General features: G+C 69.3%; 18 protein-coding genes. 9 read left to right on the plus strand and 9 right to left on the minus strand.

The genetic code is table 11. The annotated features are described in order from the left end of the window. A partial coding sequence (locus IT293_17580; GenBank protein ID MCC6766475.1) for a phosphoketolase family protein occupies window positions 1–2,176 on the minus strand: 2,176 nt, incomplete at its 3' end. Between the two features lie 225 nt (window positions 2,177–2,401). Here IT293_17580 and IT293_17585 point away from each other — a divergent pair. From IT293_17585 to IT293_17595, 3 genes are all read left to right on the plus strand, one after another. After that, complete coding sequence (locus IT293_17585; GenBank protein MCC6766476.1) at window positions 2,402–5,518, plus strand: right-handed parallel beta-helix repeat-containing protein; 3,117 nt, start codon at window positions 2,402–2,404, stop codon at window positions 5,516–5,518. A gap of 192 nt (window positions 5,519–5,710) precedes the next feature. Next, the gene (locus tag IT293_17590; protein MCC6766477.1) at window positions 5,711–6,760 is read left to right on the plus strand and encodes a hypothetical protein; all 1,050 of its coding nucleotides are present in this window, start codon (window positions 5,711–5,713) and stop codon (window positions 6,758–6,760) included. A 173-nt stretch (window positions 6,761–6,933) separates the two neighbouring features. Then, complete coding sequence (locus tag IT293_17595; GenBank protein MCC6766478.1) at window positions 6,934–10,353, plus strand: hypothetical protein; 3,420 nt, start codon at window positions 6,934–6,936, stop codon at window positions 10,351–10,353. Window positions 10,354–10,382: 29 nt separating this feature from the next. Here IT293_17595 and IT293_17600 read toward each other — a convergent pair whose 3' ends face one another. The 5 genes from IT293_17600 to IT293_17620 form a co-directional block, all read right to left on the minus strand. Continuing rightward, the gene (locus IT293_17600) at window positions 10,383–10,841 is read right to left on the minus strand and encodes a CopD family protein (protein ID MCC6766479.1); all 459 of its coding nucleotides are present in this window, start codon (window positions 10,839–10,841) and stop codon (window positions 10,383–10,385) included. A gap of 50 nt (window positions 10,842–10,891) precedes the next feature. Further along, window positions 10,892–11,275, minus strand: coding sequence for a DUF488 domain-containing protein (locus IT293_17605; protein MCC6766480.1), 384 nt, complete (start codon window positions 11,273–11,275; stop codon window positions 10,892–10,894). A gap of 16 nt (window positions 11,276–11,291) precedes the next feature. Continuing rightward, window positions 11,292–11,654 (minus strand): cupin domain-containing protein, encoded by a 363-nt coding sequence (locus IT293_17610; GenBank protein ID MCC6766481.1) that lies wholly within the window; start codon window positions 11,652–11,654, stop codon window positions 11,292–11,294. Further along, entirely contained in the window at window positions 11,651–12,220 is a 570-nt protein-coding gene (locus tag IT293_17615) for a hemerythrin domain-containing protein (GenBank protein MCC6766482.1), read from the minus strand. The genes IT293_17610 and IT293_17615 overlap by 4 nt, the downstream gene beginning before the upstream one ends. Before the next feature lie 187 nt (window positions 12,221–12,407). Continuing rightward, window positions 12,408–14,390, minus strand: coding sequence for a hypothetical protein (locus IT293_17620; protein ID MCC6766483.1), 1,983 nt, complete (start codon window positions 14,388–14,390; stop codon window positions 12,408–12,410). A gap of 245 nt (window positions 14,391–14,635) precedes the next feature. Between IT293_17620 and IT293_17625 the strand changes: the two genes are divergently transcribed. The 5 genes from IT293_17625 (at window position 14,636) to IT293_17645 (ending at window position 19,592) form a co-directional block, all read left to right on the plus strand. Then, complete coding sequence (locus IT293_17625; GenBank protein MCC6766484.1) at window positions 14,636–15,460, plus strand: succinate dehydrogenase; 825 nt, start codon at window positions 14,636–14,638, stop codon at window positions 15,458–15,460. A 13-nt stretch (window positions 15,461–15,473) separates the two neighbouring features. Then, entirely contained in the window at window positions 15,474–17,321 is a 1,848-nt protein-coding gene (locus tag IT293_17630; protein MCC6766485.1) for a fumarate reductase/succinate dehydrogenase flavoprotein subunit, read from the plus strand. Between the two features lie 10 nt (window positions 17,322–17,331). Then, a complete protein-coding gene (locus IT293_17635) occupies window positions 17,332–18,078 on the plus strand; it encodes a succinate dehydrogenase/fumarate reductase iron-sulfur subunit (protein ID MCC6766486.1) in 747 nt (248 codons plus the stop codon). Between the two features lie 85 nt (window positions 18,079–18,163). After that, window positions 18,164–19,030, plus strand: a complete 867-nt coding sequence (gene yghU / locus IT293_17640) for a glutathione-dependent disulfide-bond oxidoreductase (GenBank protein ID MCC6766487.1) — start codon at window positions 18,164–18,166, stop codon at window positions 19,028–19,030. Between the two features lie 67 nt (window positions 19,031–19,097). Beyond that, window positions 19,098–19,592: a hypothetical protein gene (locus tag IT293_17645; GenBank protein ID MCC6766488.1), complete on the plus strand. Its 495-nt coding sequence runs from the start codon at window positions 19,098–19,100 to the stop codon at window positions 19,590–19,592. A gap of 28 nt (window positions 19,593–19,620) precedes the next feature. On the opposite strand, the gene IT293_17650 is transcribed toward IT293_17645, so the two are convergent. Next, window positions 19,621–22,242 (minus strand): right-handed parallel beta-helix repeat-containing protein, encoded by a 2,622-nt coding sequence (locus IT293_17650; GenBank protein MCC6766489.1) that lies wholly within the window; start codon window positions 22,240–22,242, stop codon window positions 19,621–19,623. 243 nt (window positions 22,243–22,485) lie between these two features. Between IT293_17650 and IT293_17655 the strand changes: the two genes are divergently transcribed. Beyond that, window positions 22,486–23,640, plus strand: a complete 1,155-nt coding sequence (locus IT293_17655) for a CoA transferase (protein MCC6766490.1) — start codon at window positions 22,486–22,488, stop codon at window positions 23,638–23,640. 15 nt (window positions 23,641–23,655) lie between these two features. On the opposite strand, the gene IT293_17660 is transcribed toward IT293_17655, so the two are convergent. After that, on the minus strand, window positions 23,656–24,840 hold the full coding sequence (locus IT293_17660) for a D-alanyl-D-alanine carboxypeptidase (GenBank protein ID MCC6766491.1): 1,185 nt from the start codon (window positions 24,838–24,840) through the stop codon (window positions 23,656–23,658). A gap of 128 nt (window positions 24,841–24,968) precedes the next feature. Beyond that, window positions 24,969–25,481 (minus strand): nuclear transport factor 2 family protein, encoded by a 513-nt coding sequence (locus tag IT293_17665; GenBank protein MCC6766492.1) that lies wholly within the window; start codon window positions 25,479–25,481, stop codon window positions 24,969–24,971. Window positions 25,482–25,571: the final 90 nt, after the last annotated feature.

Here is a 25,571-nt window from a genome sequence, read left to right on the forward strand (position 1 = left end):
GCACGTGCAGGTTCTCGTGGCCGTGGCGGCGGTAGGTCAAGCGGTGGATCAGCCACGGGTAGCCGTGGAAGGCGAAGATCACCGGCTTGTCGGTCGTGAAGAGCGCGTCGAACTCGTAGTCGGGGAGGCCGTGCGGGTGCTCGTGCGGCGATTGCAGCTTCATGAGGTTCACGACGTTCACGACCCGCACCTTGAGACCGGGGACGTGGGTGCGCAGGAGGTCCACGGCCGCGAGTGTCTCGAGCGTCGGCACGTCGCCGCAGCACGCCATCACCACGTCGGGCTCGGAGCCGCGGTCGTTCGACGCCCATTCCCAGATGCCGATGCCGGCGGTGCAGTGCCGCTCGGCCTCCTCCATCGTGAGCCATTGCGGCGCCGGCTGCTTCCCGGCGACGACGACGTTCACGTAGTTCCGGCTCCGCAGGCAGTGGTCGGTCACCGACAGCAGGCAGTTGGCGTCGGGCGGGAGGTAGACGCGGATGACTTCGGCCTTCTTGTTTACGACGTGGTCGAGGAAGCCCGGGTCCTGATGGGAGAAGCCGTTGTGGTCCTGGCGCCAGACGTGCGAGCTCAGGAGGTAGTTGAGCGAGGCGATCGGCCGTCGCCACGGGATGTGGTTGCACACCTTCAGCCACTTCGCGTGCTGGTTGAACATCGAATCGATGATGTGGATGAACGCCTCGTAGCAGCTGAAGAAGCCGTGGCGCCCGGTGAGGAGGTAGCCTTCGAGCCAGCCCTGGCACTGGTGCTCGCTCAGGACCTCCATGACGCGGCCGTCGGGAGCGACGTGGTCGTCGTAGGGGTAGATCTCGGCGACCGAGCAGCGGTTCGTCACCTCGAGAATGTCCTGCCAGCGGTTCGAGTTGTTCTCGTCGGGGCTGAAGACGCGGAAGTTCCGTGACGCGAGGTTCTGCTTCATGACGTCGCGGAGGAAGGTGCCCTGGACGCGCGTCGCCTCGGCGTCGACCGCGCCGGGTGCCGTCACCTCGACGGCGTAGTCGCGGAAGTCGGGGAGGCGGAGCTCTTTCAAGAGCAGGCCGCCGTTGGCGTGCGGGTTGGCGCTCATGCGCCGCTCGCCGACGGGCGCGAGCGCGGCGATCTCGGGAAGGAGGCGACCGCTGCGGTCGAAGAGCTCCTCGGGACGGTACGACTTCATCCACTTCTCGAGGATCTTCACGTGGGCGCGGCTCTCCATGTCGCCCATGGGAACCTGGTGGCTCCGCCAGTAATCCTCGGCGCGCTTGCCGTCGATCGTCGGCGGGCAGGTCCAGCCCTTCGGCGTGCGGAGCACGATCATCGGCCAGGTCGGCCGGCCGGTGAATCCCGAGCGGCGCGCCCGCGTCTTGATGTCGGCGATCTTGGCGAAGACGGTGTCGAGGGTCGCCGCCATCTGCTGGTGGACGGCGGCAGGTTCGTGGCCCGTGACGAAGTGCGGCTCCCAGCCGTAGCCCTCGAAGAGCTTCCGGAGCTCGCTCTCGGGGATGCGGGCGAGCACCGTCGGATTGGCGATTTTGTAGCCGTTGAGATGGAGGATCGGCAGCACGGTGCCGTCGCGCGCGGGGTTCAGGAACTTGTTCGAGTGCCAGCCGGTCGCGAGCGGCCCGGTCTCGGCCTCGCCGTCCCCGACGACGCAGGCGACGACCAGATCCGGGTTGTCGAAGGCGGCGCCGAAGGCGTGCGAGAGCGCGTAGCCGAGCTCGCCGCCCTCGTGGATCGAGCCCGGCGTCTCGGGCGCGACGTGGCTCGGGATGCCGCCCGGGAAGCTGAACTGCTTGAAGAGGCGCTGCATCCCCTCGGCGTCCTGCGACACGTCGGGGTAGATTTCGCTATAGGTACCCTCCAGGTAGGCGTGCGCGACGATCGCGGGGCCGCCGTGCCCGGGGCCTATGACGTAGATCATGTCGAGGTCGCGCTCTTTGATGATGCGGTTCAGGTGCACGTAGACGAAGTTCAGGCCCGGCGTCGTGCCCCAGTGGCCGACCAGACGCGGCTTCACGTGCGCGCGCGTCAGCCGTTCGCGCAGCAACGGGTTCTCGAAGAGGTAGATCTGCCCGACCGCGAGGTAGTTCGACGCCCGCCAGTAGGCGTCCATCGTGTCGAGCAGCTTCGCCGGCAGCGGGCCCGAAGGCCGCCGATCATGCGTGCGCTTCGCCGTACGCCTCGTGTTCTTCGCCATGCGCCACCATCCTCCCTCGAGCGCGCGCTACGCGCCGCGCGGCGTGCGAGATGGGGAACACTACGCCGCCGGCACCATGCTTGCGAGCAAGGACGAGCTTCCGAGCGACAGAAAGCAGTTGATCATCGGCGCGCGCCGTGCAATGACCGCTCGCGAATCGCCCCGCCCGGCGACCGGCTCGTCCGTCGAACGAACCTCAAAAGAATCCACCGGAGGCCACCACCCATGCCGTCGAAACGACTCCGCACCTCGGCGTTTCTCTCCCTCGTCCTGCTCACGGCCGCTTCGATCCGCGAAGCACGCGCGGCGACGACCTGGGGCGTTCCCGGAGACAGCTCGAATACCTGCACGGTCGTCGTCCCGAGCTGCAATACGATCGCGCAAGCCGTCACGGCATCGAGCAGCGGCGATACGATCCTGATCGGCGCCGGGTCGTTCCCGGTCCCCTCGTCGATCGCGCTCACCAAGTCGCTCACCATCACGGGCGCGGGCATCGGCACGACGTTCGTGCAGCCGACGACGACGGCGTTCTCGGTCCGCACCAGCAACATCGTGTTCAGCGACTTCACGTTGCAGAACGGCGCCATCGGCATCGCCTTCCAGAGCGCGTCCAGCAACAACACGCAGATCACGCGGGTCGCCTTCAGCGGCCAGACCTCGCGCGGCATCGACGTTTCGCTCGGGGCGGCCTTCCCGGTGACCAACGTGGCGATCACGGACAGCTCGTTCGCCACCGCCAACATCGGCATCCGCACCTCGTCCACGGCGCAGGTGGCCGGGCTCACCATCACCGGCACCAGCTTCACCGGGAACAAGTTCGGCATCTACGTCGCCAACGACAACAACACGTCGAAGTTCTCGGGCCTGACGATCCAGAACTCGACGTTCACGAACAACGTCAACTGGGCGATCTACGCCGAGGAGATGCGCGACGCCCTGATCGAGGACTCCACCTTCACGGGCGGCGGGACGGCGATCGGCCTGTTCAAGTTCTACGGAAGCAGCGGGGTGGCGATGTCCAACATCACCATCCGTGAGAACACCTTCAGCGCCTTCACGGGCAATGCGCTCGATCTCGAGGTCTATCTCGGCGGCACGGCTCCGGCCGGCGTGGGTCTGGAGAACCCGGTCGTCGTGCAGAACAACACCATCCAGAAGGACGTCGGCATCGCCACGTCGAGTACGGCCGTGTTCGTGCGCCTGCCGCCGGCGCTGACCAACGCGCCGGTCAACATCCTCGACAACGACATCCTGATCTCCGGCACGTTCTCGGCGGGGACCCGGGCGTACGGCGTCACGCTGCGTGGCAACGGTCCCGTCGTGATGACCGGCAACGTCATCGACGGTGGCAACGTCGGCGGGTCGGGTACGACCCCGCCGACGTCGGGCATCTTCATCCAGTCGCAGAGCGCGCCGATGAGCCTGCCCTCGGGAACGTTCCCGAACGTGATGCCGGCCACCGTCAGCATCACCGCCAGCTGCAACCGGATCCAGGGCTTCCGCAACGGCGTCAGCGTCTTCGACTCGATCGGCAACGCGTACGGCGGCCTCCAGGTCGGCGCCACCGTGACGATCGAGGACAACGCGATCCTCGGGAACGACAGCGGCCTCGTCACCGGAGCCGCCGCGCCGACGATCGACGGGGAGAACAACTACTGGGGCTGCCCCGCGGGCCCGAGCGACGCGGCGTGCGACGACGTCGTCGGCGACGTCGACGCCGATCCCTTCCGGATCGTGATCGCTCCGTGCGTGCCATGTCTCCAGAACTCGGAGTGCAATGACGGCCTCTTCTGCAACGGCGCCGAGACCTGCGACCTCCAGACCTCCCAGTGCGTCGCCGCCGTCGATCCCTGCCTCGGAGGCCCCGCCTGCGGGAACACCTGCAACGAGGTCACGGACGATTGCTTCGTCCCCGCCGGAACGGTCTGCCGCGCCGCCGTCGACGCGTGCGATGCCGAGGAGACCTGCAGCGGGCTCGGCGGACCGTGTCCCGGCGACGTCCTCCTCACCGCCGGGTCCACCTGCCGCCCGGCCACGGACGTCTGCGACGCCGCCGAGACCTGTGACGGCGTGAGCGCCGCTTGCCCGGCCGACGCCTTGCAGGGTGCGGACGTCGTATGTCGTACAGCCGCCGGATCCTGCGACGTTGCCGAGAATTGCAGCGGATCCGCCGCCGCCTGTCCGGTCGACGGCTTCGCGCCTGCCGGACAGGAATGCCGCGCCAGCGCCGGCGTTTGCGACGTCGCCGAGAGCTGCACGGGAAGCGGTCCGAACTGCCCGGTGGACGCTTTCCAGCCGCCGGCGACGGTCTGCCGGGCGGCGGCCGGCGTCTGCGACATCGCCGAAACCTGCGCGGCCGGGAACCCGAGCTGTCCGCCGGACGCCGTCGAGCCCGCGACGACCGTGTGTCGCGCGGCTGCCGGCGCCTGCGACGTTGCGGAGAACTGCAACGGATCAGGGACGACATGTCCGAGCGACGGGTTCGCCGCCGCCGGGACCAACTGCTCCGACGGAGACTTCTGTACGCAGCCCGATGTCTGTGACGGCAGCGGGATCTGCGACGGTCCGGCGGTCGATTGCGACGACGCGAATCCGTGCACGGACGACGCCTGCGACTCCCAGGCGGGCGGCTTCCTTTGCGTCTACACCAACAACGGTAGCTGCATCGGGCCCAATTGCGGCAACGAAGTGGTGGATGCGGGCGAGACCTGCGACCCGCCGAATCTCGCGATCGATCCGATCACGAATCAGGCCGAGTGCCGTCTCGACTGCACCTCGTGCGGCGACGGTGTGGTGCAGGCCAACGATCAGGAGACCTGCGACGACGGCAACACGATCGGCGGCTGCCGGCTCGACAAGCCGCAGAAGCCGATCGACGATTGCCTCAATAGCTGTCGCTTGCCGATCTGCGACGACCCGTCGCGCATCAAGCTGACGAGCGGACTCGACCAGCTGGCGTTCCACGGCCGCCTGATCACGTCTGCCGGCATCGACTTTTCGAGCGAGCACCTGGTGATCCAGCTTTCCAGCAGCGACGGGACCGTGCTCTATCGCGACTCCCTGTTGGCCGGCGCGATTTCCCAGACGACGGCCACCGCATGGAAGTACCGCAACAAGCTCGCCAAGCAGCAGGGTGGGGTCTATGCCCTCAAGGTTCGGGGCAAGGACGGCGCTTACGCGTTCACGATGCAGGCCTACGGAGACGGCAGCGCCGCGGTGGCCGACATGCGGACACAGGTCTTCGTGGGGTCGAACGAATGGGCGCTACGCGGTCGGTGGACGGAGCTGCCGGGCGGTAAGGGTTGGCGGCTCAACAAGAAGTCCGAGTTCCTGGAACCCTGAGCGCACCTCGGTTCGCCAGGGCGGCGTTGCCATCGAGGCGCGCCGCCCTGGCGAGACACGCATGAGAACGCTCCGCGCCCGTGCCGACGTGACGCTGGTCACTTGGGTGTGTGATCTCCATCAGGGCGGATAGGCCAGGGGGTCGTAGCCTCTCCTGATGCCGGGAACGCACCGGCGAAGGAGGGTAGCGCCATGCATGTTGTGTTCCGCGTCTCGCGCCTTCGAGTTCGCAGCGGGAGGACGATCGCGGCCGCCGTCGTTCTCGCCGCGCTGGCGGTGACGTCCGCATTCGCGGCCCCGTGCACCGCCCCCGACAGCGGCGGCAGCGCCGCTTTGCCGCCGGCGGCGCCGACCGTGGCGTGCCCGGACGGCTACCTGAGCCCGTCGGACAAGCTCGAGATCATCGACGGCCTGCCCCTCGGGACGACCATCGAGATCACGGGCGAGCTCACGGGCTTCGCCGCCATCATGGCGAGTCCGGGCGGCAGCCTCGGCGGCGAGGTCCAGGATTTCGGAGCGCAGCTCGCGATGCAGATGCAGGGCACCGGCACGCTCGCCGGCTATACGCGCTCCCTGACCATGACCAACGTGACCGGGCAGACGCACAGCGCACCGCGGTCCCCCGGTGCGGCGGTACAGAGCTTCGACACCGACTTCCATCAGCTCAACGGTCAGCTCCCGCCCGGCGATCCGGACTTCGACCTCCTGCGGATCACGGCCGGAACCGATTTCGGCTTGCCGAGTCCGGGACACACGACCCTCACGCGGATGGGAGGGGATTGGAACGTCGACAGCTTCTTCGACATCACCTACCGCATCGACTTTGTCGGCGCGCCGGGTGGTACCCTCGCCGGAAGATCGGGCAGCACCACGGGAACGATCCGCATGCAGCTCGGCCAAGAGGCGATCTTCGACCACCTCGAATGTTTCGGCGTCAAGGACCCGCTCAAGCTGAAGGGCGTCGTCAGCCTGCCGTCGCTCGCCGGCGGACTCTACGATGCGGTGGGGTGCAAGATCGGGAGGGCCAAGAAGTACTGCACGCCGGTCGCGAAGCTTGTCACCGCATCGAGCGTGCCGGTCGTCCCGCTCGCGGGCCAGGGCCTCGTCGACGACTACGTCTGCTACCCGATCACCTGCCCGAAGGTGAAAATCACGCAAGGCATCGTCGATCAGTTCGGAGCGCGCGTCCTCGAGAAGCTGAAGCAGAAGGAGCTCTGCGTCCCGGCGCAGCGCGCGCCGTGAGCACGGGATACGACGCGTGGCCATCGCTGCGACCGCGAGCGCCGCGATGCTTCGTTCCCGATGTGCCGGTTTCGCCAGCGGTGACCCCTCCTCCGCAACAGCGCATGCCGAGCCCGGCTCAGACGACGTCCAGGCGGTTCCGACGCGCAGGGAACGTACTGCTGCCGATTCTCATGATCGCGATCCTGTCGGTCTCGCCCGGCTCGGCTGAGCCCGGACCATCTGTGCCGGCATCTTTTCGAGCCGGTCCCCCCGCGCAATTCGCCTACACCGTCACCGACCTGGGCACGCTGGGGGGCGCCAGCGAGGCGCACGCCATCAGCGAGAACGGCAAGGTGGCGGGTATGTACAACCCCGGCGGCGGGTACCAGGCGTTTCTCTGGGATGATGGGGTGATGACGGGGCTGGGCACGCTCGGCGGCAGCAGCAGCGAGGCGCACGGTGTCAACGACGCCGGGCAAGTTGTTGGCTATTCCGTCACCGGCAACGGTCGCACGCATGCTTTTCTGTGGCAAAACGGCGCCATGCAAGACCTGGGCACGTTTCCCGGCGGCCTACAGAGCCATGCGCTGGCCATCAACAACGCGGGCCAGATTGCAGGCCACTCAGACAATGCCGCCTACAAGTTGCGCGCCTTTCGGTGGAGTGGCGGCATGGCGGATTTGGGCTCCCTGGGCGGGGATGGCAGTTGGGGCAATGCCATCAACGAGAGCGGGCAGGTGGCGGGCTTTTCGACGATTGCTCCCTATCCAGACAATACCCATCACGCCTACCTGTGGAATGGCGGGATGCAGGACCTGGGCACAGGGGGCTGGGCGAAAAGTCTGGGGTTTGGCATGAACGACCATGGGGATGTGGTCGGCCGTTTGGTGAACGCGGGTCTGGACGACTGGCACGCCTTCGTGTCGCAGGGAGGCGGGGTGCAAGACCTGGGCGGCACCAACTCCACCGCTTACGACATCAACAACGCCGGGCTGATCGTCGGCGAATCGGGTGCGGCTCCGCACGTATACGACGGCCGAGCCATGCTGTGGGAAAACGGCCAGATGAAGAACCTGAACAGCCTGATCGACCCTGGTTCGGGTTGGGTCTTGCAATCTGCCCGTGCCATCAACGAACAGGGGCACATCGTCGGCATGGGTTCCTTGAACGGCCAGACGCGCGCCTTCCTGCTCGAGCCTGGCACCTATTACTGGATCAACCCGAGCGGTGGCTCGTGGCACACGGCCACGAACTGGGATCCGCAAGGCGACCCCGGTCGCGGCGCTGCGGTCGTCTTCGCTCTGAACGGACAGTACACCATCGACGCCGGCCCTCGGGGCCGCGCGGGCCAGTTTCCGGTGGGCCGCATGATCGTCTCGGACACCAACACCGTCGATTTCAACAACCTCGCCTTGAATCTCCTGAACGATTCGGTGACGGAGCCGGCGTTGACTGTCAACGACGGCGCGACGGTGAAGATCACCTCGGGCACGGGCACCTACATCCACGCCGTGGTCGGCGGGGTGTCTCCGGCGAATCCCTTGAGTCCGCCCACCGCTCATCTATGGGTGTTCAACGGCGGCACCACCCTGAACGGCACGGGCCGCTTGAGTATCGGCGACAAAGGCCCGGGCGACCTGTTCGTGGCCAACGGCGGTCAACTGAGCAGCGCCGAGTCACGACTGGGTGGCCTGTCCACGGCGCCCGGCACGGCGGTGGTGGGCGGAGATGGCTCGCTCTGGGAGACGGGCAACATCGCCGTCGGTCATGGCACGACCGGCGAATTGACCATCGAGAGCGGCGGGCGCGTGAGCTCGAACGACGGCTACGTGAGCTTCGGCGCCATCAGCGACGATTCGCGAGTGGACGTCGAGGGCATCGGTCTCGGCAACCATCAAGCCTCACTGTGGGCGCTCTCGGGCAATTTGTTCATCGGACAAAGTGTGCGTGGGTTTGTCTCCGCGGAGAATGGCGGCGACGTGTATGTCGGCCAGGATGTTCACATCAAAGAGGGCTCACTCTGGATTGAAGGCCGCCATGCCAACGGAGACCCGTCAGAGCTCGACGTATTGGGCAGTGTGTTCGTCGGCGGCGTGGACAACCCGCTCTTGTACTTGAGCCGCGGGGCGGAGGGCGACATCGAAGGCGATCTGCACGTTGGCAAGGACGGCGGCGGTGTCGTGGCGCTGTTTGGCTTTGGGAGTACCACGCGGTTGGACGTAGTGGATCCGCAAGCGGGTCTCTGTGTCATCGGGCGCGAGTTCGACGGCGAAGTGGGCCTCGACGACGGCGGCTCGCTGCGCTGTCGAATCATCCAGCTCGGCTGGGCCGGCACGAACGGCGCCGGCGCGATCGGCGTGGACGGCGGCGTCGTGCACGCGCTGGAGGTCTTGCGGGTGGGCCAGGTCGGGGGCGGCGGCGGCGTGGTGAGGATGCAGGCCAACGCGACGATCACGACCGACATCGGGATGAACGTCGCTGCCAACGGCACGGTCAGCGGCTCGGGGACGCTGCAGGTGGGATCCGTCGGGTTGATCAACGACGGAACGATCGACCCCGGCATCACCGTTCTCTCCCCGATCGTCGTTCCCCGTTCTGCGGGACGGCTGCGGCGCGACGCCGCGACGCCGGCGGTCGGCCGGAGCGGCCTCGGGGCCGGCGCGCTCGGAACGACGCCCGGCACGATCGTCGTCGACGGCGACTTCACGCAGGACCAGGCGGGGGTCCTCGTCATCGAGGTGGGCGGGAGCACGCCCGGAGCGTTCGACGTCCTCGACGCGCGCGGCGCCGTCCGCCTCGGGGGCACGCTCACGCTGCGCTTCCTCGACGGCTACCTGCCGCAGCCGGGAGACGCGTTCGCAGTCCTCCCCGGCAAGAAGTTCAAAGGCGTGTTCGACGCCGTGGAGGTCGAGAACGTCGGGCCGGGCTTCGACTTCGCGCTCGCACCCACGGGTGCAGCCCTCACCTTGACGGCGCGCTCGGCCGCGACGCCGCCACCCTGCCGCGACCCGGCCGACGGCGATGCGGACGGCGTCACCTGCGCGGACAACTGCCCCGCCGTCGGCAATGCCGATCAAGCCGACGCCGATGGGGACCGGAACGGCGACGCCTGCGACGCCTGCACGGGCGGTTCTCCGGTGAGGAAGCCGGTCCTCGGGCTGAAGAAGGAGAAGCTCGTCCTCAAGGGGGCGCTCTCGCTTCCGGGGGCACCCTTGCTGCAGCCGGCGGTCACGGGGGCGCGCGTGACCGTCGAGGACGGTACCGGCGCCGCCGTCGCAACCTTCGACGCGCCGCCCGGCGCGTTCGACGCCGCCACGAAGACCGGCTGGAAGAAGCTCGCGTACACGAGTCGAACGGGCGGCCTCCGCGGGCTCAAGATCGGACAGGCGAAGAAGAAGCCGGCGGCGGTGAAGATCACGCTCAAGGCCGTCCTGCCGGGCATCGACCCGTCGACGATCGTGCCGCCGGTTACGGCGCGCATCCTGCTCGAAGGGCTGAAGCCGACGTCGTCGCTCTGCGGGCAGGTCCGCTTCGCGGGTCCGCCCGGGGTGAATCCGGTCTGCGCGCTCAAGCGCGGTGCGCTCGACTGCCGGGTACGCAAGAGCCAATGAGCGCGGCGCGCGTACGGGCTACGTCGTGCTCACCAAGGCACTCCGCGCACCAACATCACCCCCGCGGCGACGAGGATCAGCGCCAGGACGACGTTCACGCGACCGAGGACGGAGGTTCGCCGCCGTAGACGCTGTGCTCCGGGCGACCGGGGGTCTGCGGCGATCGCCCGGGTCGCTCGCGGCCCCACGACGAAGTCGTGGACGGCGCTCACCACGAGCACCAGCAGGAAGACGCCGAGCTTGAGGACGACGGTCTCCCCCAGCGGAGACGCCAGCCACTCCGCGCGCCCGAAGTCCGACAGGCGAACGCCCCGAACCCACAGGTTGAACGTGCCGGTGATCAGGAGCAGGAGGAAGCAGCTCCAGCCGACGTTGCGAAAGCGTACTCCGGTCTCACGCAAGAAGACGCCGGCCTCGATCTGTCCGCCGCCCCGCAGCCAGGGCACGACGACGAGGACCAGGAACAGCATGCCGCCGATCCAGACCATCGCGGCGAGGATGTGGATCCAGACAGCGAACAGATAGAGGGCGTGCGTCGTTACCTCCGCTCGCCCCGGGTGCCGAGCTGCCCATCCAGGTACTCTTTGAGCGCCACGGCGTTGTTGTGCAGCTCGTCCTTGGCCGCGAACAGCAAGGTGATCGTCTTTCCGCGCGCGGCGTCCGCGAGCTGCTCGACGATGCCGTCCTGCCGACGGAGCTCACGGAAGTACTTGCGCTTGAAGGACGCCCACTTCGCGGGGTCGTGACCGAACCACGAGCGAAGCTCGGCGCTCGGAGCCGCGTCCTTCAGCCACGCGTCGAGCTTCGCCGCGTCTTTCGAGATGCCGCGGGGCCATATGCGGTCCACGAGGATCCGGCAGCCATCCGAGCGCGCGGGAGCCTCGTAGATTCGCTTCACCTCGATCGTGAGGCGCCGTCTCATGGCATCCCCCCCCGCGCTACTGGCCCGTCCGCCAGCCCAACGTGAGCAGAAACGCGCCGTCGGTCTGGGCGTGCACGTCATGCGCGAGGCCGGGGCCGAGCACCAGGAGCTGGCCGGCCTCCAGCTCCACGGCTCGATCGGGGAGCTGCAAGCGAATCCGCCCGGAGAGAACGTGCACCGCGGCGGTGACGTTCGCGTGGTGCTCGGAGATCGTGCTCCCCGCGCGGACCGCGATCAGGACGACGCGAAGGTCCGATGCCCGAAGGAGCGTCCGGGCCGTGTGCCCTTCGCGGACGTACGGCTCCTCGTTTCGAAGCTCCTGCGCGATGGTCGCGAGATCGAAGGTGACGCCGTGCTCCGCCGATTCGGGTGTGCTCATGGTTCGTCCTCCTGTGCCGGGGTCGATCGAGGTTGCCGCTGCGAGGCGCGACGTCGCTCCCGGAGCTCGTCCACGATCGATGTTTGCGTCTCCGCGGGCACCTCGTGGCGAAGGGCGGGAAAGATCACGCGCTCCTCGAGCGCCAGGTGCTCCTCGAACTCGGTCTGCAACGGCTCGGCGACCGCGGCGAGCCGGCTCTTCGCGGCCTCGTCGAGAGGCGCGCGCCGCACCTCGGCGAGCGCGCGGAGCAACAGCTCGATCCGGGCATCGTGCCGTAGGTGCTGAGCGCTCAGAGCGTCGAGGACGTCGTTCACGGCGGGGCTTCGATCACGAAGACGCGGCGCGATGCTCTGCTCCTCGTCCGCTACGTGCAGCGGCAGCGCCTCGCTGAAGTAGCGCATCGCATCGGCGCAAGCCTGCGCCGCCTCGACGGCCGGCACATCCCGCCGCCGGGCGACTGCGCATGCGAGGCCAATGAAGTGGCGGATCCGGTGGTGACACTCGCCGAGGAGATCCACCAGGCTCGATGCTTCGGCGGCGGGCCGCGACGACAGATTGATTAGCATGCGTCGGTCTCCGCTCGCGGCTCCTGGCAGCCCGGAGAAGACCCCGAGCCGCATGGGAGGCGTGTAGCCCATGCGGCTCGTACGGACAAGGTGGGTGTGCGGGCGGGCTCAGATGACACGGGCCGAGGTCGCCAGCGGCGGCCTCGACCCGTGTCGCTTTCCTGGGGCGCCTCGTGATGCCCGCGGCTCAGGGGCAGGTGATGACGATGTCCGGGCCCACCACACTGAACGGAGCTTCGTAGCCGCAGACGCCGCTCGGGCACTCCGCATCGGTGCTGCATGACGCACCGTCGTTGCTCCCGCCCTCGCACTGGCGAATGGTCGGAACGAAGTCACCCGGGAGGAGAGTGCCGCACGACGTCGGGCTGTCGCACTCGACGTTGTTCCAGCCGGGCGTGCGATGCACCATCGCGCTCACCCAGTCGACGATCGTCGGAACGTTGCCGCTCGTGTCGGTGTAGACCTTGCCGGATCCCCACATCGTATGCAGGTCGCCGGCGCCGATGTAGTAGCGGTAGTTTGACGGCGCGGCGGCGGCCATGGCGTGCGCGCCCGCCACCATCGCCGAGTTCCACGCGCAGGTCGCGTGCCACCAGTTGGTCCACTCGAACACGTTGCCGGGGTTCAGCATGATGTTGTAGAAGCCGGTCTGCCCGCCGATCGCGCCGTCATAGGCCGTCGTGTAGTGCGCCCAGCGCGTGTTCGGATAGTACGCGGCAACCGCCTCCGTGTAGGCCCGGATTCCCGTCCCGTCCGAAATGGATTCCGCGACGCCCGGGATCGCCGGAAGATGCCCCTCGAAGTTCCACTGCTGCAGGCCATAGCCCGGCGTGTTCAAGAAGTCCGGCGGAATGATGCCGTTCTCGGCGTCGGCGAGCACCGCGGACCGCGCCGCCGGCCACACCTCGAGGTTGTGCGGAGCGTTGAACAAGGCGCCGAGAGCACCCGCGCTCGAGCCGGTCACGAGGAGATCCTCGGGAGCGACGAAATGCTCGCGCGCCCACTTCTCCGCGATGAGAGCGTTGTGCCAGCCCTTGTGGCGGATCGGCGTCCCGCCGTAGCTCCACGTCGTGTCGCCGAAATGCACGTCGCCCGTGCAGTACGGGACGAAGACGATGTTCCAGTCCTTGAACGGGTTCAGCGGGTTCGTGAGATCGTTGAGGCCGCTCGTGGCGTTGTTCGGGTTGTCGCCGTAGCACAAGGTGCCCGCGCTCTGGTCCGGACAGTCCGCGATCGTGGTGCAGGACTCTTGCGCGTTGGTGCCTCCGAGGCACAGCCCCGTCAGCGAAACGTCCTGGTCGAACGTCCCGAGCGTGGCGCAGGTGAGCGTGCTCCAGCACGCACCGCCGCCCTGATAGTAGACGAGGAGCCTGTTCGTCGATCCCTTCTTCACGAAGAAGTGGTACGGCGTGCCGTGCGAGCAGACGGGGTGCAGCTCGGTGCCCTCGTAGACGACCCCGTCGTTCTCCCCGGGCGAGATCATGGTGAACTGGGTGTCGTCGACGACGGGGGAAACGATGCTGTTGCCGACGACGTCCTCGGTGAGCCCGTCCACGTCTTCGTCGAGGGACGCGAGGGTCGCCGCCGTGGGGCAGCCCGCGAGCGCGGCGGTTACCGTGCTGTCGAACTTGTCGTCCGCCTTGTCGTTGCCGGCGTCGCGTTTCGCGGTGCCGGCCGACTGCTTGCCGACGAAGCCCGCTTCGTTTTTCAGCAGGCTGGCGCAATACCCCGCGGCCGCCTTCAGGAGCGTGGCGCCGCACTTGGCGTCGCCCGGGTTGCCGAGCGTGAGGCCGGTCGTGACGTCGGTGACGATGTCCGAGACCGCGTTGGCGACGAGCGCCTGCATGGCGCCGTCGGCGAGCGTTGTGTCGATGCAGTCCGCGCCCTTGGCGGTCGCCTTGGTCTCGGCCTTGCTCCAGGAAGCGGTCATCTTGGCGGCGGCCTTCGCGAGCGCGTCGTCGCGCTTCGCCGTGTCGGCGCCACCCCCGCCGACGAACTTGGACCACGCGCCGAGCACCGCCTTGCAGTTGCCGCTCGCGGCCTTGAGCTTGTCGGCGACGCACTTGGTGCCCGGATAGGTCGCGGCGTGGAGCGCTTTGGGAACGATCAGCGCCGGAGCGGCGATCACGAGCGCGGCGAACGCGCCGGACAGAACTCTGGAACGAGCCATTGAGAGACCACCTTTCGACCGTCGTTGCCTGGGATTGAGCGGCCCGCCGAACGAAGGGGCCACCTCGACGGAGGTTCACACCCGCGAGGTGCACGGGTCAAGAAGAAATCGACGCGTGCGCTCGGCGTCTCGGTGCCGGACGGACGCGCCTCGCGCTGGTCTGCCGATCTGATAATACCGATCAACCCATCTAATGCGCCGCGTTGCTTGCGGACCCGAAACCGCCTCTTTATAGTCCGCCGCCCATGGCTCCCCACCCGTCCGCGGTCGGCGGACACGTCGAAGGTTTCGGCGCCACCGAGCGGAAGGACGGCTGGTGGGTCGAGCCGGCCGTCACCGCCGTCGTCTTCCTCACGTTCGTCGTCTACACGACGTGGGCCGCGCTCCAGGGCGTGCACTATCACTGGGGACCGTATCTCTCGCCCTTCTATTCTCCGCTCCTGTTCGCCGCACCGGGGGACGAGGCAGGGCTGCACCATGCGTGGTTCGGCGCCTGGCCGACCTGGTGGCCGTCGTTCCTGCCGGCCTCGCCGGCGGTGCTGATCCTGGCCTTTCCCGGGAGTTTCCGGTTCACCTGCTACTACTACCGGAAGGCGTACTACCGCTCGTTCGCGGGCTCGCCGCCGGGATGCGCGGTCGGTCCGCTCGCGGGCAACCGCCCGTACCGCGGCGAGACGTTTCTGCTCCTCTTCCAGAACCTCCATCGCTACGCGATGTACTTCGCGGTGCTCTTCGTCTTCATCCTCTCCTACGACGCGATCGTGTCGTATTGGTGGGACGGCCGCATCGGGGTCGGCGTCGGCTCGATCATCCTCACCCTGAACGCCGTCCTGATCGGCGCGTACACGTTCGGCTGCCATTCCTTCCGGCACATGATCGGCGGCGGTACCGACTGCATGTCCTGCGGCAAGGCGACGCTCAAATACGGGGCCTGGAAGAAGGCGACCTGGTTCAACGAGCGGCACATGGAGTTCGCGTGGCTGAGCCTCGTCTGGGTCATGGTCACCGACCTCTACGTCCGCCTGCTCTCGGCGGGCGTGATCACCGACCTCAACACCTGGAGCCGCTGAGCCCGGCGCCGCCATGCTGAACGTCTCCGAGATCCAGACGATCGATCACGACGTGCTGGTGGTGGGCGCCGGGGGCGCCGGCCTCCGCGCCGCGATCGAGTGCAGCGCGCAGAAGCTCTCGACGGGCGTCATCTCGAAGAGCCTGCTCGGGAAGGCGCACACGGTCATGGCCGAGGGCGGCATGGCCGCCGCCATGGGCAACGTCGACCAGCGCGACAACTGGAAGGTCCACTTCCGCGACACCATGCGCGGCGGCAAGTTCCTGAACGACTGGCGCATGGCCGAGCTGCACGCCAAGAACGCGCCGGCGCGCGTGCGGGAGCTGGAGGAATGGGGCGCCGTCTTCGACCGCACGAAGGAAGGCCTGATCTCGCAACGCAACTTCGGCGGCCACCGCTATCCGCGCCTCGCGCACGTCGGTGATCGCACCGGCCTCGAGCTCATCCGGACGCTTCAGGATCACGGCGTGCACTCGGGCATCTCGTTCCACATGGAATGCAACGGCCTCGAGATCCTGAAGGACGGAGACCGGGTCGCGGGGCTCCTCGCCTACTGGCGCGAGACCGGCCGCTTCGTGATCTTCCGCTGCAAGGCGGTGATCCTCGCCACGGGCGGCGGCGGCAAGGCGTGGCCGGTCACGTCGAACTCGTGGGAGTACACCGGCGACGGCGGCGCGATGGCGTACGGCGCCGGCGCCGAGCTCATGGACCTCGAGTTCACGCAGTTCCACCCGACCGGCATGGTGTGGCCGCTCTCGGTGCGCGGCATCCTCGTGACCGAGGGCGTGCGCGGCGACGGCGGCGTCCTCAAGAACAACAAGGGCGAGCGGTTCATGTTCAACTACATCTCCGAGCGCTTCGCGCCGGAGACCGCCGACACCGTCGAGGAGGCCGATCGCTGGCTGAAGGGCGACAAGACCGCTCGCCGCCCGCCCGAGCTCCTGACGCGCGACGAGGTCGCGCGCGCGATCACCGCCGAGGTGAAGGCGGGACGCGGGTCGCCGCACGGCGGCGTCTTCCTCGACATCGCCTCGCGCCTCCCGGCCGAGACGATCAAGCGGAAGCTCCCGTCGATGTACCACCAGTTCATGGAGCTCGCCGAGGTCGACATCACCAAGGAGCCCATGGAGGTCGGACCGACGCTCCACTACTTCATGGGCGGCATCAAGGTCGATCCCGACTCGCAGATGTCGTCGGTGCCCGGGCTCTTCGGGGCCGGCGAGTGCACCGCGGGCATGCACGGCGCCAATCGCCTCGGCGGCAACTCGCTCTCCGACCTCGTCGTGTTCGGGAAGCTGGCCGGCGAGGGCGCCGCCGCCTACATCCGGAAGCTCGCGTCGGCGCCGCAGGTGCAGGACGCGCAGGTCACGACCGCCGTGCGGTCGGCGACCGACATCCTGAATCGCGCAAAGGGCACCAATCCGTATCTCCTCCACGAGAAGCTCCAGGACACGATGTCGAAGGGCGTCGGGATCGTGCGGGTGAAGAACGAGCTCGAGCAGGCGATCGCCGAGATCGAGCAGCACAAGAAGGAAGCCGAAACGCTGAAGGCGCCCGGCGCGAGCCAGTACAACCCCGGCTGGCACGAGGCGCTCGCGATGCGGTCGCTGCTCGTCACCGCGGAAGCCGTCGCGCGTTGCGCGCTCATGCGCGAGGAGAGCCGCGGCGCCCACACCCGTCTCGACCATCCGGGCGAGAGCAAGGAGTGGGCGAACTTCAACTGCGTCGTGAAGCGCGGTCCCGACGGGACCATGGAGATCGAGAAGCGGCCGAAGCCCGCGGGCCCTCCCGGTCTCGTCGCGATCGCCAATGCCAAGATCGAAGACCTGGAAAGCGGCGCGGTCGGCGCGGACGTGAAGTAGGGCGGGGCACATGGCGACGACACGGACATTCAAGGTCTGGCGCGGCGACGCGAAAGGCGGCGAGTTCCAGCGGTTCGAGATCGAGGTCGACGAGGGCATGGTCGTGCTCGACGTCCTCCATCGCATCCAGGCGCGGCAGGCGAACGACCTGGCGCTGCGCTGGAACTGCAAGGCCGGGAAGTGCGGGTCGTGCAGCATGGAGATCAACGGCAAGCCGAGGCTCGCCTGCATGACCCGCATGAACTCGCTGCCCGAGGGCGAGACCATCACCGTCCAGCCGTTGAAGACGTTTCCGGTGATGAAAGACCTCGTGACCGACGTCTCGTGGAACTACGAACAGAACCGGCGCATCCCGAAGTTCCAGCCGAAGCCGCGCGATTCCGACGGCGCGTACCGCATGTACCAGGAAGACGTCGATCGGGTGCAGGAGTTCCGGAAGTGCATCGAGTGCTACCTCTGCCAGGACGTCTGCCACGTCCTGCGTGATCGCGACGGCCGCGAGCAGAACAGCTTCGTCGGCCCGCGCTTCATGATCCGCCTGGCGTCACTCGAGATGCATCCGCTCGACACCGCCGATCGTATCCCCGCCGTGCGCGACGAGTTCGGCTCGGGCATGTGCAACATCACCAAATGCTGCACCGAGGTCTGCCCCGAGCACATCCACATCACCGACAACGGCATCATCCCGCTGAAGGAGCGCGTCGTGGACCGCTTCTACGACCCGATCGCGATGCTGATGCGCAAGATCTTCGGGTAGCCGCGCGCGTTCGGCGCGCGCACCGGAAGCCGGTGCCGCGGCTCCGGTTGTGCGGCGGCACGCGGGCGTAATGGAGGGGATCCGTATGGCCGACACGTCCGAGTACACGCCGCCGAAGGTCTGGACCTGGAACAAGGACGCCGAGCACCGCTTTTCGAGCATCAACCGGCCGATCGCCGGCCCGACGCACGAGAAGGAGCTGCCCGTCGGCAAGCATCCTCTCCAGCTCTATTCGCTCGCGACTCCGAACGGCGTGAAGGTCACCGTGATGCTCGAGGAGCTGCTGGCGAAGGGTCATACGGGCGCCGAATACGACGCCTGGCCCATCGTGATCCTCACCGGAGAGCAGTTCGGCTCGGGATTCGTCGCGGTGAACCCCAACTCGAAGATTCCGGCGCTCCTCGACCGCTCGAACTCCGAGAAGCCGATCCGCGTCTTCGAGTCGGGCGCGATCTTGATGCACCTCGCCGAGAAGTTCGGCGAGTTCCTGCCGACCGAGACGGCGGCGCGTGCGGAGTGCCTGTCCTGGCTTTTCTGGCAGATGGGCGCGGCGCCCTTCCTCGGCGGCGGCTTCGGGCACTTCTACGCGTACGCGCCGGTGAAGCTCGAGTACCCGATCGACCGCTACGCGATGGAGGTGAAGCGGCAGCTCGACGTGCTCGATCGCCGGCTCGCCGAGAGCGAGTACGTCGCCGGTCCCGAGTACACCATTGCCGACATGGCGATCTGGCCCTGGTACGGGGCGCTGGTGAAGGGGGAGATCTACGGCGCGGCGGAGTTCCTGAGCGTGCTCGAGTACACGCACGTCATTCGCTGGACCGATCGGATCCTCGCGCGTCACGCCGTGAAACGCGGCGTCATGGTGAACCGCATGTGGGGCGAGCCGTCGGGCCAGCTCCCCGAGCGCCATGACGCCAGCGACTTCGACACGATCGCGAAGCCGCCGCTCTGAGTCCGGGAGCGATCGGCGCCGCGGTTGACCTCGCGCGCGGGGTCGGGTCATATCGATCGCGCCGCCGATGCTCGAGCTGAAGAAGATCTCGCCGCAAAGCATCCCGCACGCCCTGGAGAAGGCGGAGGGCTATCGTCTCCGCAACGACCCGGCGCAGGCCGAGAGCATCTACCGGGACGTTCTCGCCGTCGATGAGCGCAACGCGGACGCGCTTCGCGGTCTCGTGCTCTCGCTCACGGATCAGTTCGGCGTCTCCGGGCCCGCGGGGGGAGCCCGCGAGGCGCGGAGTCTCATCGAACGCTTGAGCGACCGGTACGAGCGCGCCTACTACACCGGGATCGTCTGCGAGCGGACGGCACGGGCGCTCCTGAAGCAACGCAACGCGGTGCGCTCGTCGGTCTATGACGGGCTCCGGCAGGCCATGGAGTGGTACGAGCGCGCCGAGGCGATTCGTCCGCCGGGCAACGACGACGCGATGCTGCGCTGGAACAGCTGCGCGCGCGCGATCGAAGCCGAACGTCTCGAGCCGGCGGCTCGCGGCCGCGAGCTCCCGCTCGAATAGGGTCGGTCGCGCGGCGATTCCGGTCGCTTCAGGGGAAGCCGCCGCCGCTCTGCAGGAGCTCGTCGAGACGCGGGAGCTCGCGTTCGACGAGCTGCCGCGCCCGGCACGCGTGATGCCGCTCGAGGCAGTCGCTCACCGCGGTCACGGAGTCGAGGCTCGCGACGCCGAGCGCCTTGCAGAGCGGCGCCGCGGCCTGGAACCCGGCGCCGGTCGCGCCGAGGATCTCGCCGATCGCGAGAGGCGGCGCGCCGCATCGCTTCGCCACCGCGTCGGCGACCCGCGCGGCGAGCGCGGCGATCGCGGCCGCCCGCTTCGGGCACCAGGTCCGGGCTTTCGCGATGCAGTCCGGGTCGCTCGGCTTCGTCTGCCGGCACGCGAGCACCCGACCGGCGCAGGACCGGAGCGCCGCCGCCGCTCCGCTCGCGAGCTTGGTCCCGGCCTTTTGGAGCGCGCGCGTGCACGCATCGACGACCTTGCCGCGCGCGCCGAGCCCGCTCCCGCCCGCGCTTACGGCAAGCGGCGGGCAGCGGAGCGCGCCGGGCGACACGGCGCCGAGCGCCAGGAGCTCGCCGAGGCGCGGCGTCTCGAGCGCGACCAGGCGATCCGTGGCGCAGGCGTGCTCCGCGAGGAGGCAGCGCGCCACGTCGTCCGCTCCGGCGAGCGGGGCGACGTCGAGCTCGGCGCAGCGGCCGGCCTCCGCGCTCCAGCCGAGGCCCGCCGACCCGAGGAGCTCGCCGCTCGCGAGCGTCTCGCAGCGCGCCACGATCGTCGCGCGCGCCTTCGCGCCACCGGGCGCGAGCTCCGCGAGCGCCGCGCCGCAGGCCTCGCCGGCCTTGGCGGCGCACGCCGCGTCGCCGGGCTTCTTCTGGACGCAGGCGGCGAGGCGGGCGACGCAGCCGCGGAGCGTCTTCGCGCGCGCCGCGCCCGCCTTGGCGCCGGCCTTCTGCAGCGCGGCGGCGCACTTCGCGACGAGCTTCCCCCGCGCGGCGTCGCCGACGCCCGCATCCGCGCCGTCGGCGCGCGGCGGGCAGTCCGCGTCGTCGCGGTCGACGGCGCCGTCGCCGTCGTCGTCGATGCAGTTGGCGCAGCGTTCCGGACAGAATGGATGGCCGGCGCACGCGAGATCGTCGCAATCGACGAGTCCGTTGCCGTCGTCGTCGAAGCCGTTGGCGCAGTTCTCGATCGCCGCGGCGAGCTCGAAGGCGCCGGCGTCGCAGCGCGCGGCGCCGTCGCCGTCGCCGTCGGCCGGGCGCGGGTGTCCGCGCTGGTCGACCGCGTCGCACGCGGCGTCGCTGCCGGCGTCGACGGCGGGGCTCGTCGGGTCGAGCGCATGGGTCGCCGTCGGGCCGCCGTTGTCGGCGAGGGGGCCGAGGAGCGGATCGACGCTCACGAGATCGCCCATGCCGGCGAGGGGACAGGATGCGTCGCCGCTCACGTTGCCGCCGTTCGAGACGAGCGGATCGGTGCCGGCGGCGATGCCGCAGTTCGCCGCGGTCGCCGGCGGCTCGACGTTGTCGGCGAAGATCACGTTCGCGAGGGTCGTCTGGAGTCCGTCCTCATAGAATCCGCCGCCGCGGCCTCCCGTGTTGCCGGCGATCGTGACGTTGCGCATGACGAGCACGTCCTCGTTGTCGATGCCGCCGCCGTCGCGCCGCGCCTGGTTGCCGCTGAGCGTGCTGTCGACGAGCAGGACCGCGCCTTCGCCCTCGATGCCGCCGCCGGTGCCCTGGAACGTCCCCGCGCCGAGCGCGCGGTTCCCGCGCACGGTCGCGCCGTGGAGCGTGACGAGCGTGTTCAGCGATTGTCCGCAACAGGCATAGATGCCGCCGCCCTGCGTGGGGCCGTCGTTGTCGCTGACCGTGCTGTCGCTGACCGTCAGTGAGGTGTCGTTGCAGCAGTGGTAGATGCCGCCGCCCTCGCCGTGCAGGCCCGCCACGCTCGGGTCGTCGACGGCGGTGTTTCCGGTGATGGTCGTGCGCTCGATCGCGACCGTCAGGTTCTCGCAGCAGAGGTGGAGGCCGCCGCCGTCGCCGTCGGCGAGCGTGTTGCCGCTGATCGTGCTGTCGCTGATGGTCACGGACGACGCCAGGGGTCCCTCCTGGTCGATGCGGATGCCGCCGCCGCCGTCGAGGCCGCGCCCGCCATCGTTTCCGGTGACGATCACGTCCGCGAGCGTGAGGGTGAGCGCGCGTCCCGTGTCGGGCTCGTTCCAGAGGAGGCCGCCGCCGCCCTGGGTGTCGCCGTCGGGCACGCGGCCGTTGCGAATCGTGAGGCCGCGTAGCGCGACCGTCGCGGTCGCGACGACGTCGAAGACGCGGTCGCCGCCGCCGCCGTCGACGATGGTGAGGTCGGCGCCCGCACCCGTGATCGTGACCGACCCGGCGAGATCGAGGTCGCCGCTCGCCGCCAGATCCTCGAAGCCGGCGCCGCCGAGGACGTAGGTGCCGGCCGGGAGCAGGATCGTGTCGGCGTCGGGCGCCGCGTTGGCGGCGATTACCGCGTCGCGCAGTGAGCAGTCGGCGTCGCAGGCGCCGTCGGCACCGTCGGCGATCTTGGTGACGGTGAAGGTCGCGGCGCCCGCCCCGGGTGCGATGAGGCCGGTCACGAGCACGGCGGCGAGCGGGAGGCTACGGAGGATCGGGCGAAGCATGAGAGGCGGGCCAGTTCCGGGAGTAGCAGCGCGCTCCGCCGCGGTGCAACGGTGATTCGGCGCCGGGTGCGCGCCGACTCCCGACTAGCGCATTCGCTCGGGCGTCGGCCGTGCGCCGAGCGATTCCTTCCGACCACGCGGCCGCCATGGCCGCCAGCGCGCCGGCCGGCGCGACCATGGCGCGACCGCGACCCCTCCCGTCGCGGTTGAGGCAGGGTTCCCCGCCTGGTACGCCATCGCCCCATGCCCAAGACCCAAGGCCCCCTCTCCGGAATCAGAATCGTCGAGCTCGTGGGCATCGGCCCCGGCCCCTTCGCGTGCATGCTGCTCGCCGATCTCGGCGCCGACGTGATCCGCGTCGACCGCGCCCAGAACGTGAGCGGCGGCGATCCCGAGTCGCCCCCGGCCGACCTGCTCGCACGCGGTCGCCGCTCGATCGGCGTCGACCTGAAGTCTCCGGCCGGCGTCGAGACGGTGCTGCGCCTGGTCGAGAAGGCCGACGTGCTGATCGAGGGTTTCCGTCCCGGCGTGATGGAGCGCCTCGGGCTCGGCCCCGACGTCTGCGCGAAGCGCAATCCGCGTCTCGTCTACGGCCGCATGACCGGGTGGGGACAGGAGGGTCCGCTCGCGCACGCGGCCGGCCACGACATCAACTACATCTCGCTGACGGGTGCGCTGCACGCCATCGGCCGCTCCGGCGAGGTGCCGGTGCCGCCGCTGAATCTCGTCGGCGATTTCGGCGGCGGGACGATGTACCTCGTCATGGGCGTCCTCGCGGCGCTCGTGGAGCGCCAGGCGTCGGGGAAGGGGCAGGTCGTGGACGCCGCGATGACCGACGGCGCCGCGTCGCTCATGACGATCTTCTACGGCATCAAGGCCATCGGGTTCTGGAAGGACGAGCGCGGCGTCAACATGCTCGACAGCGGCGCCCATTTCTACGACGTCTACGAGACCAAGGACGGCCGGTACGTCTCGATCGGCTCGATCGAACCGCAGTTCTACCAGCTCTTGCTGAAGCACACGGGGCTCGCGGGCGAAGAGCTTCCGGTGCAGTTCGATCGCGACCAGTGGCCGGCGTTGAAGGAGCGGATGGCGGCGATCTTCCGCACCAAGACCCGCGACGAGTGGTGCGCGATCATGGAGAACACCGACGTGTGCTTCGCGCCGGTGCTCAGCATGAGCGAGGCGCCCCGCCACCCGCACAACGCGGCTCGCGGCACCTTCACCGAGGTGAAGGGGGTCGTGCAGCCGGCGCCTGCCCCGCGCTTCAGCCGCACGCCGGGCGCGATCCAGTGCCCGCCCGCGCATCCGGGACAGCATACCGACGAGGCGCTCGCCGACTGGGGCTTCTCGGCCGCGGACATCGCGAAGCTCCGGGAGGCGAAGGCGATCGCGTAGCCGCCGGCGGCGACGTCAGCGGACCTCGGCCTGATCGAAAACGGGCGTGGCCGCTCGGTCGTACGGCCAGGGCTCCGCGCCGAGGGCCACGGCGAGCGCTCCGACGAGCGCGTCCTGGCGCCGGCGCGCCTCGGGCACCGGCACGCCGCGATTCAGGATGGCGAAGGTGACGACACCGTGATGCGCCGTGCGGAGCGCTCCCGCGAGTCCCGAGGCGCCCTCCGAGCCGTAGGTGCCGGTCTTGCCGACCACCAGCCCGCGGCCGGCCGGCGGTTCGAGGAGACGTTCGCGCAGCGTCCCGGGGTCGATCCCCGACACGGGCAGCACCGCCGTGAGGTCGCGCCCGAGGCTCGCGACCTTCCGGCGGAGCGCTTCCAGCAACGCCACCGCCGCCCGCGGGCTGATGCGGTTCACGGTGCCGGCGCCGGCGCCGTTCTCGATGAGGATCTCGCCGCGGAACTCGGGCGGCACCGCGGCGCGCGCCGCCGCCTGCACGGCGGCCGCGCCGCCGATCGCGTCGGCGGCGAAGTGGAAGACGTTGTTGGAATAGCCGTTCAAGGCCTTCACGATCGCGAGCAGCGGCGGCGAGCGATACTCGACGAGCGCCGTCGGCGCGGCGCTCCACTCGGCGTGCGGTACACCTCCGAAGGCGAGTGCGGCGGCGCGGAGCGACGGCCAGTCGGGTGCGGTCGGCCACTTCGTGATGGCGCCGCCGAGGGCGCGGGCGAGGGCACGGCCCGTAGGATCGCGTTGCCAGTCGAAGAGGAGCGACCCGCGCACGACGAGCCGACCCGTGACGCGGCGAACGCCGAGCGCGTGCAGGCGACGGAGGATGAGCGCCGCACCCTCGTCGACGAGGAAGGGGTCCCCGCCTGCCGCGACCACGAGGTCGCCGCGGAGCACGCCGCCTGTGACCTCGCCGTCGGCGAGGATGCGGGTGGTGAAGCGGTGGTCGGGACCGAGGCGTTCGAGGAGGGCCAACGTCGTCGCGATCTTCGTGACCGACGCGGGATGGACCGCCCGCGCAACGGCCTCCGACGCGAGTACGGTGCCGTCCTCGGCCACCGCGTAGACCCCTTGCCCCGTGCCGACGACGTCACGGGCGAGCGCCGTGTACGGCGCGTCCGCCGCCCGCGCGGGTCCGGCGAGCGCCGGGCCGAGCGCGAGCGCGAGCAGCATCCCGACCCGTGCGCCGATCACCCGACCCCGAGCTGCGCGAGGAGTCCGGCCATCGCGAAGACCTCCGCCACCGCGCCGGCATCGTGCGCGTTCCACGCCGCGGAGGTCGCGTCGTTGATTCGGAGCGTCTGCTCGCGCGAGGCCGGCATTCAGGCGAGCGCCGTGGGATCGTAGAAGAACGCCTCGCGTGCGATCTTGCCGTCGCGGATCTCGTGCACGGCGACCTCGTGCAGCTCGGCTCGGCGCCCGGACGCCGCGAGCGTCGCCCGCCCGAGCCACTCGATCACGATGACGTTGCCGTCGACCATGATCCGGCGCGGCTCGAAGGCGGTCTCGGTGGTCATGCTGCGCCACCCGGCGAACTTGGCGCGGAGTGCGTCCTTGCCGATCGCGGGCAGACCGCCGGCTTCGCTCGATTCGACGTCGTCGGCGTAGAGCGCGAGGATGGCCTCGTCGTCGTCGCCGAGCGAGACGTCGACGATGTGCTGCGCGAGGGCGCGCATCGCCGCGGTCGGGTCGACCGTGCGGGCCGGCTTCGGCTTTCGCGCCGCCCGGACGGCGGCGCGTTTGCGGGGTTTCGTCGCGACGGGTCGTTTCGGCGCCTTCTTGGCGGCGGCCTTCCTGGCGGCGATCGTGCGGGTCTTCGTCTTGCGGCGTGCCATGGCGTCCTCCTCGGGGTGGCAGTCGGGGTAGCGCGCCGGCGCGGGCGCGGCAAGCGGGCCGGGGCGGCGGGGGGGCGGCCCGTGAGGCGG

It is taken from the genome of Deltaproteobacteria bacterium, assembly GCA_020848745.1.
GTDB lineage: Bacteria > Desulfobacterota > Binatia > UTPRO1 > UTPRO1 > UTPRO1.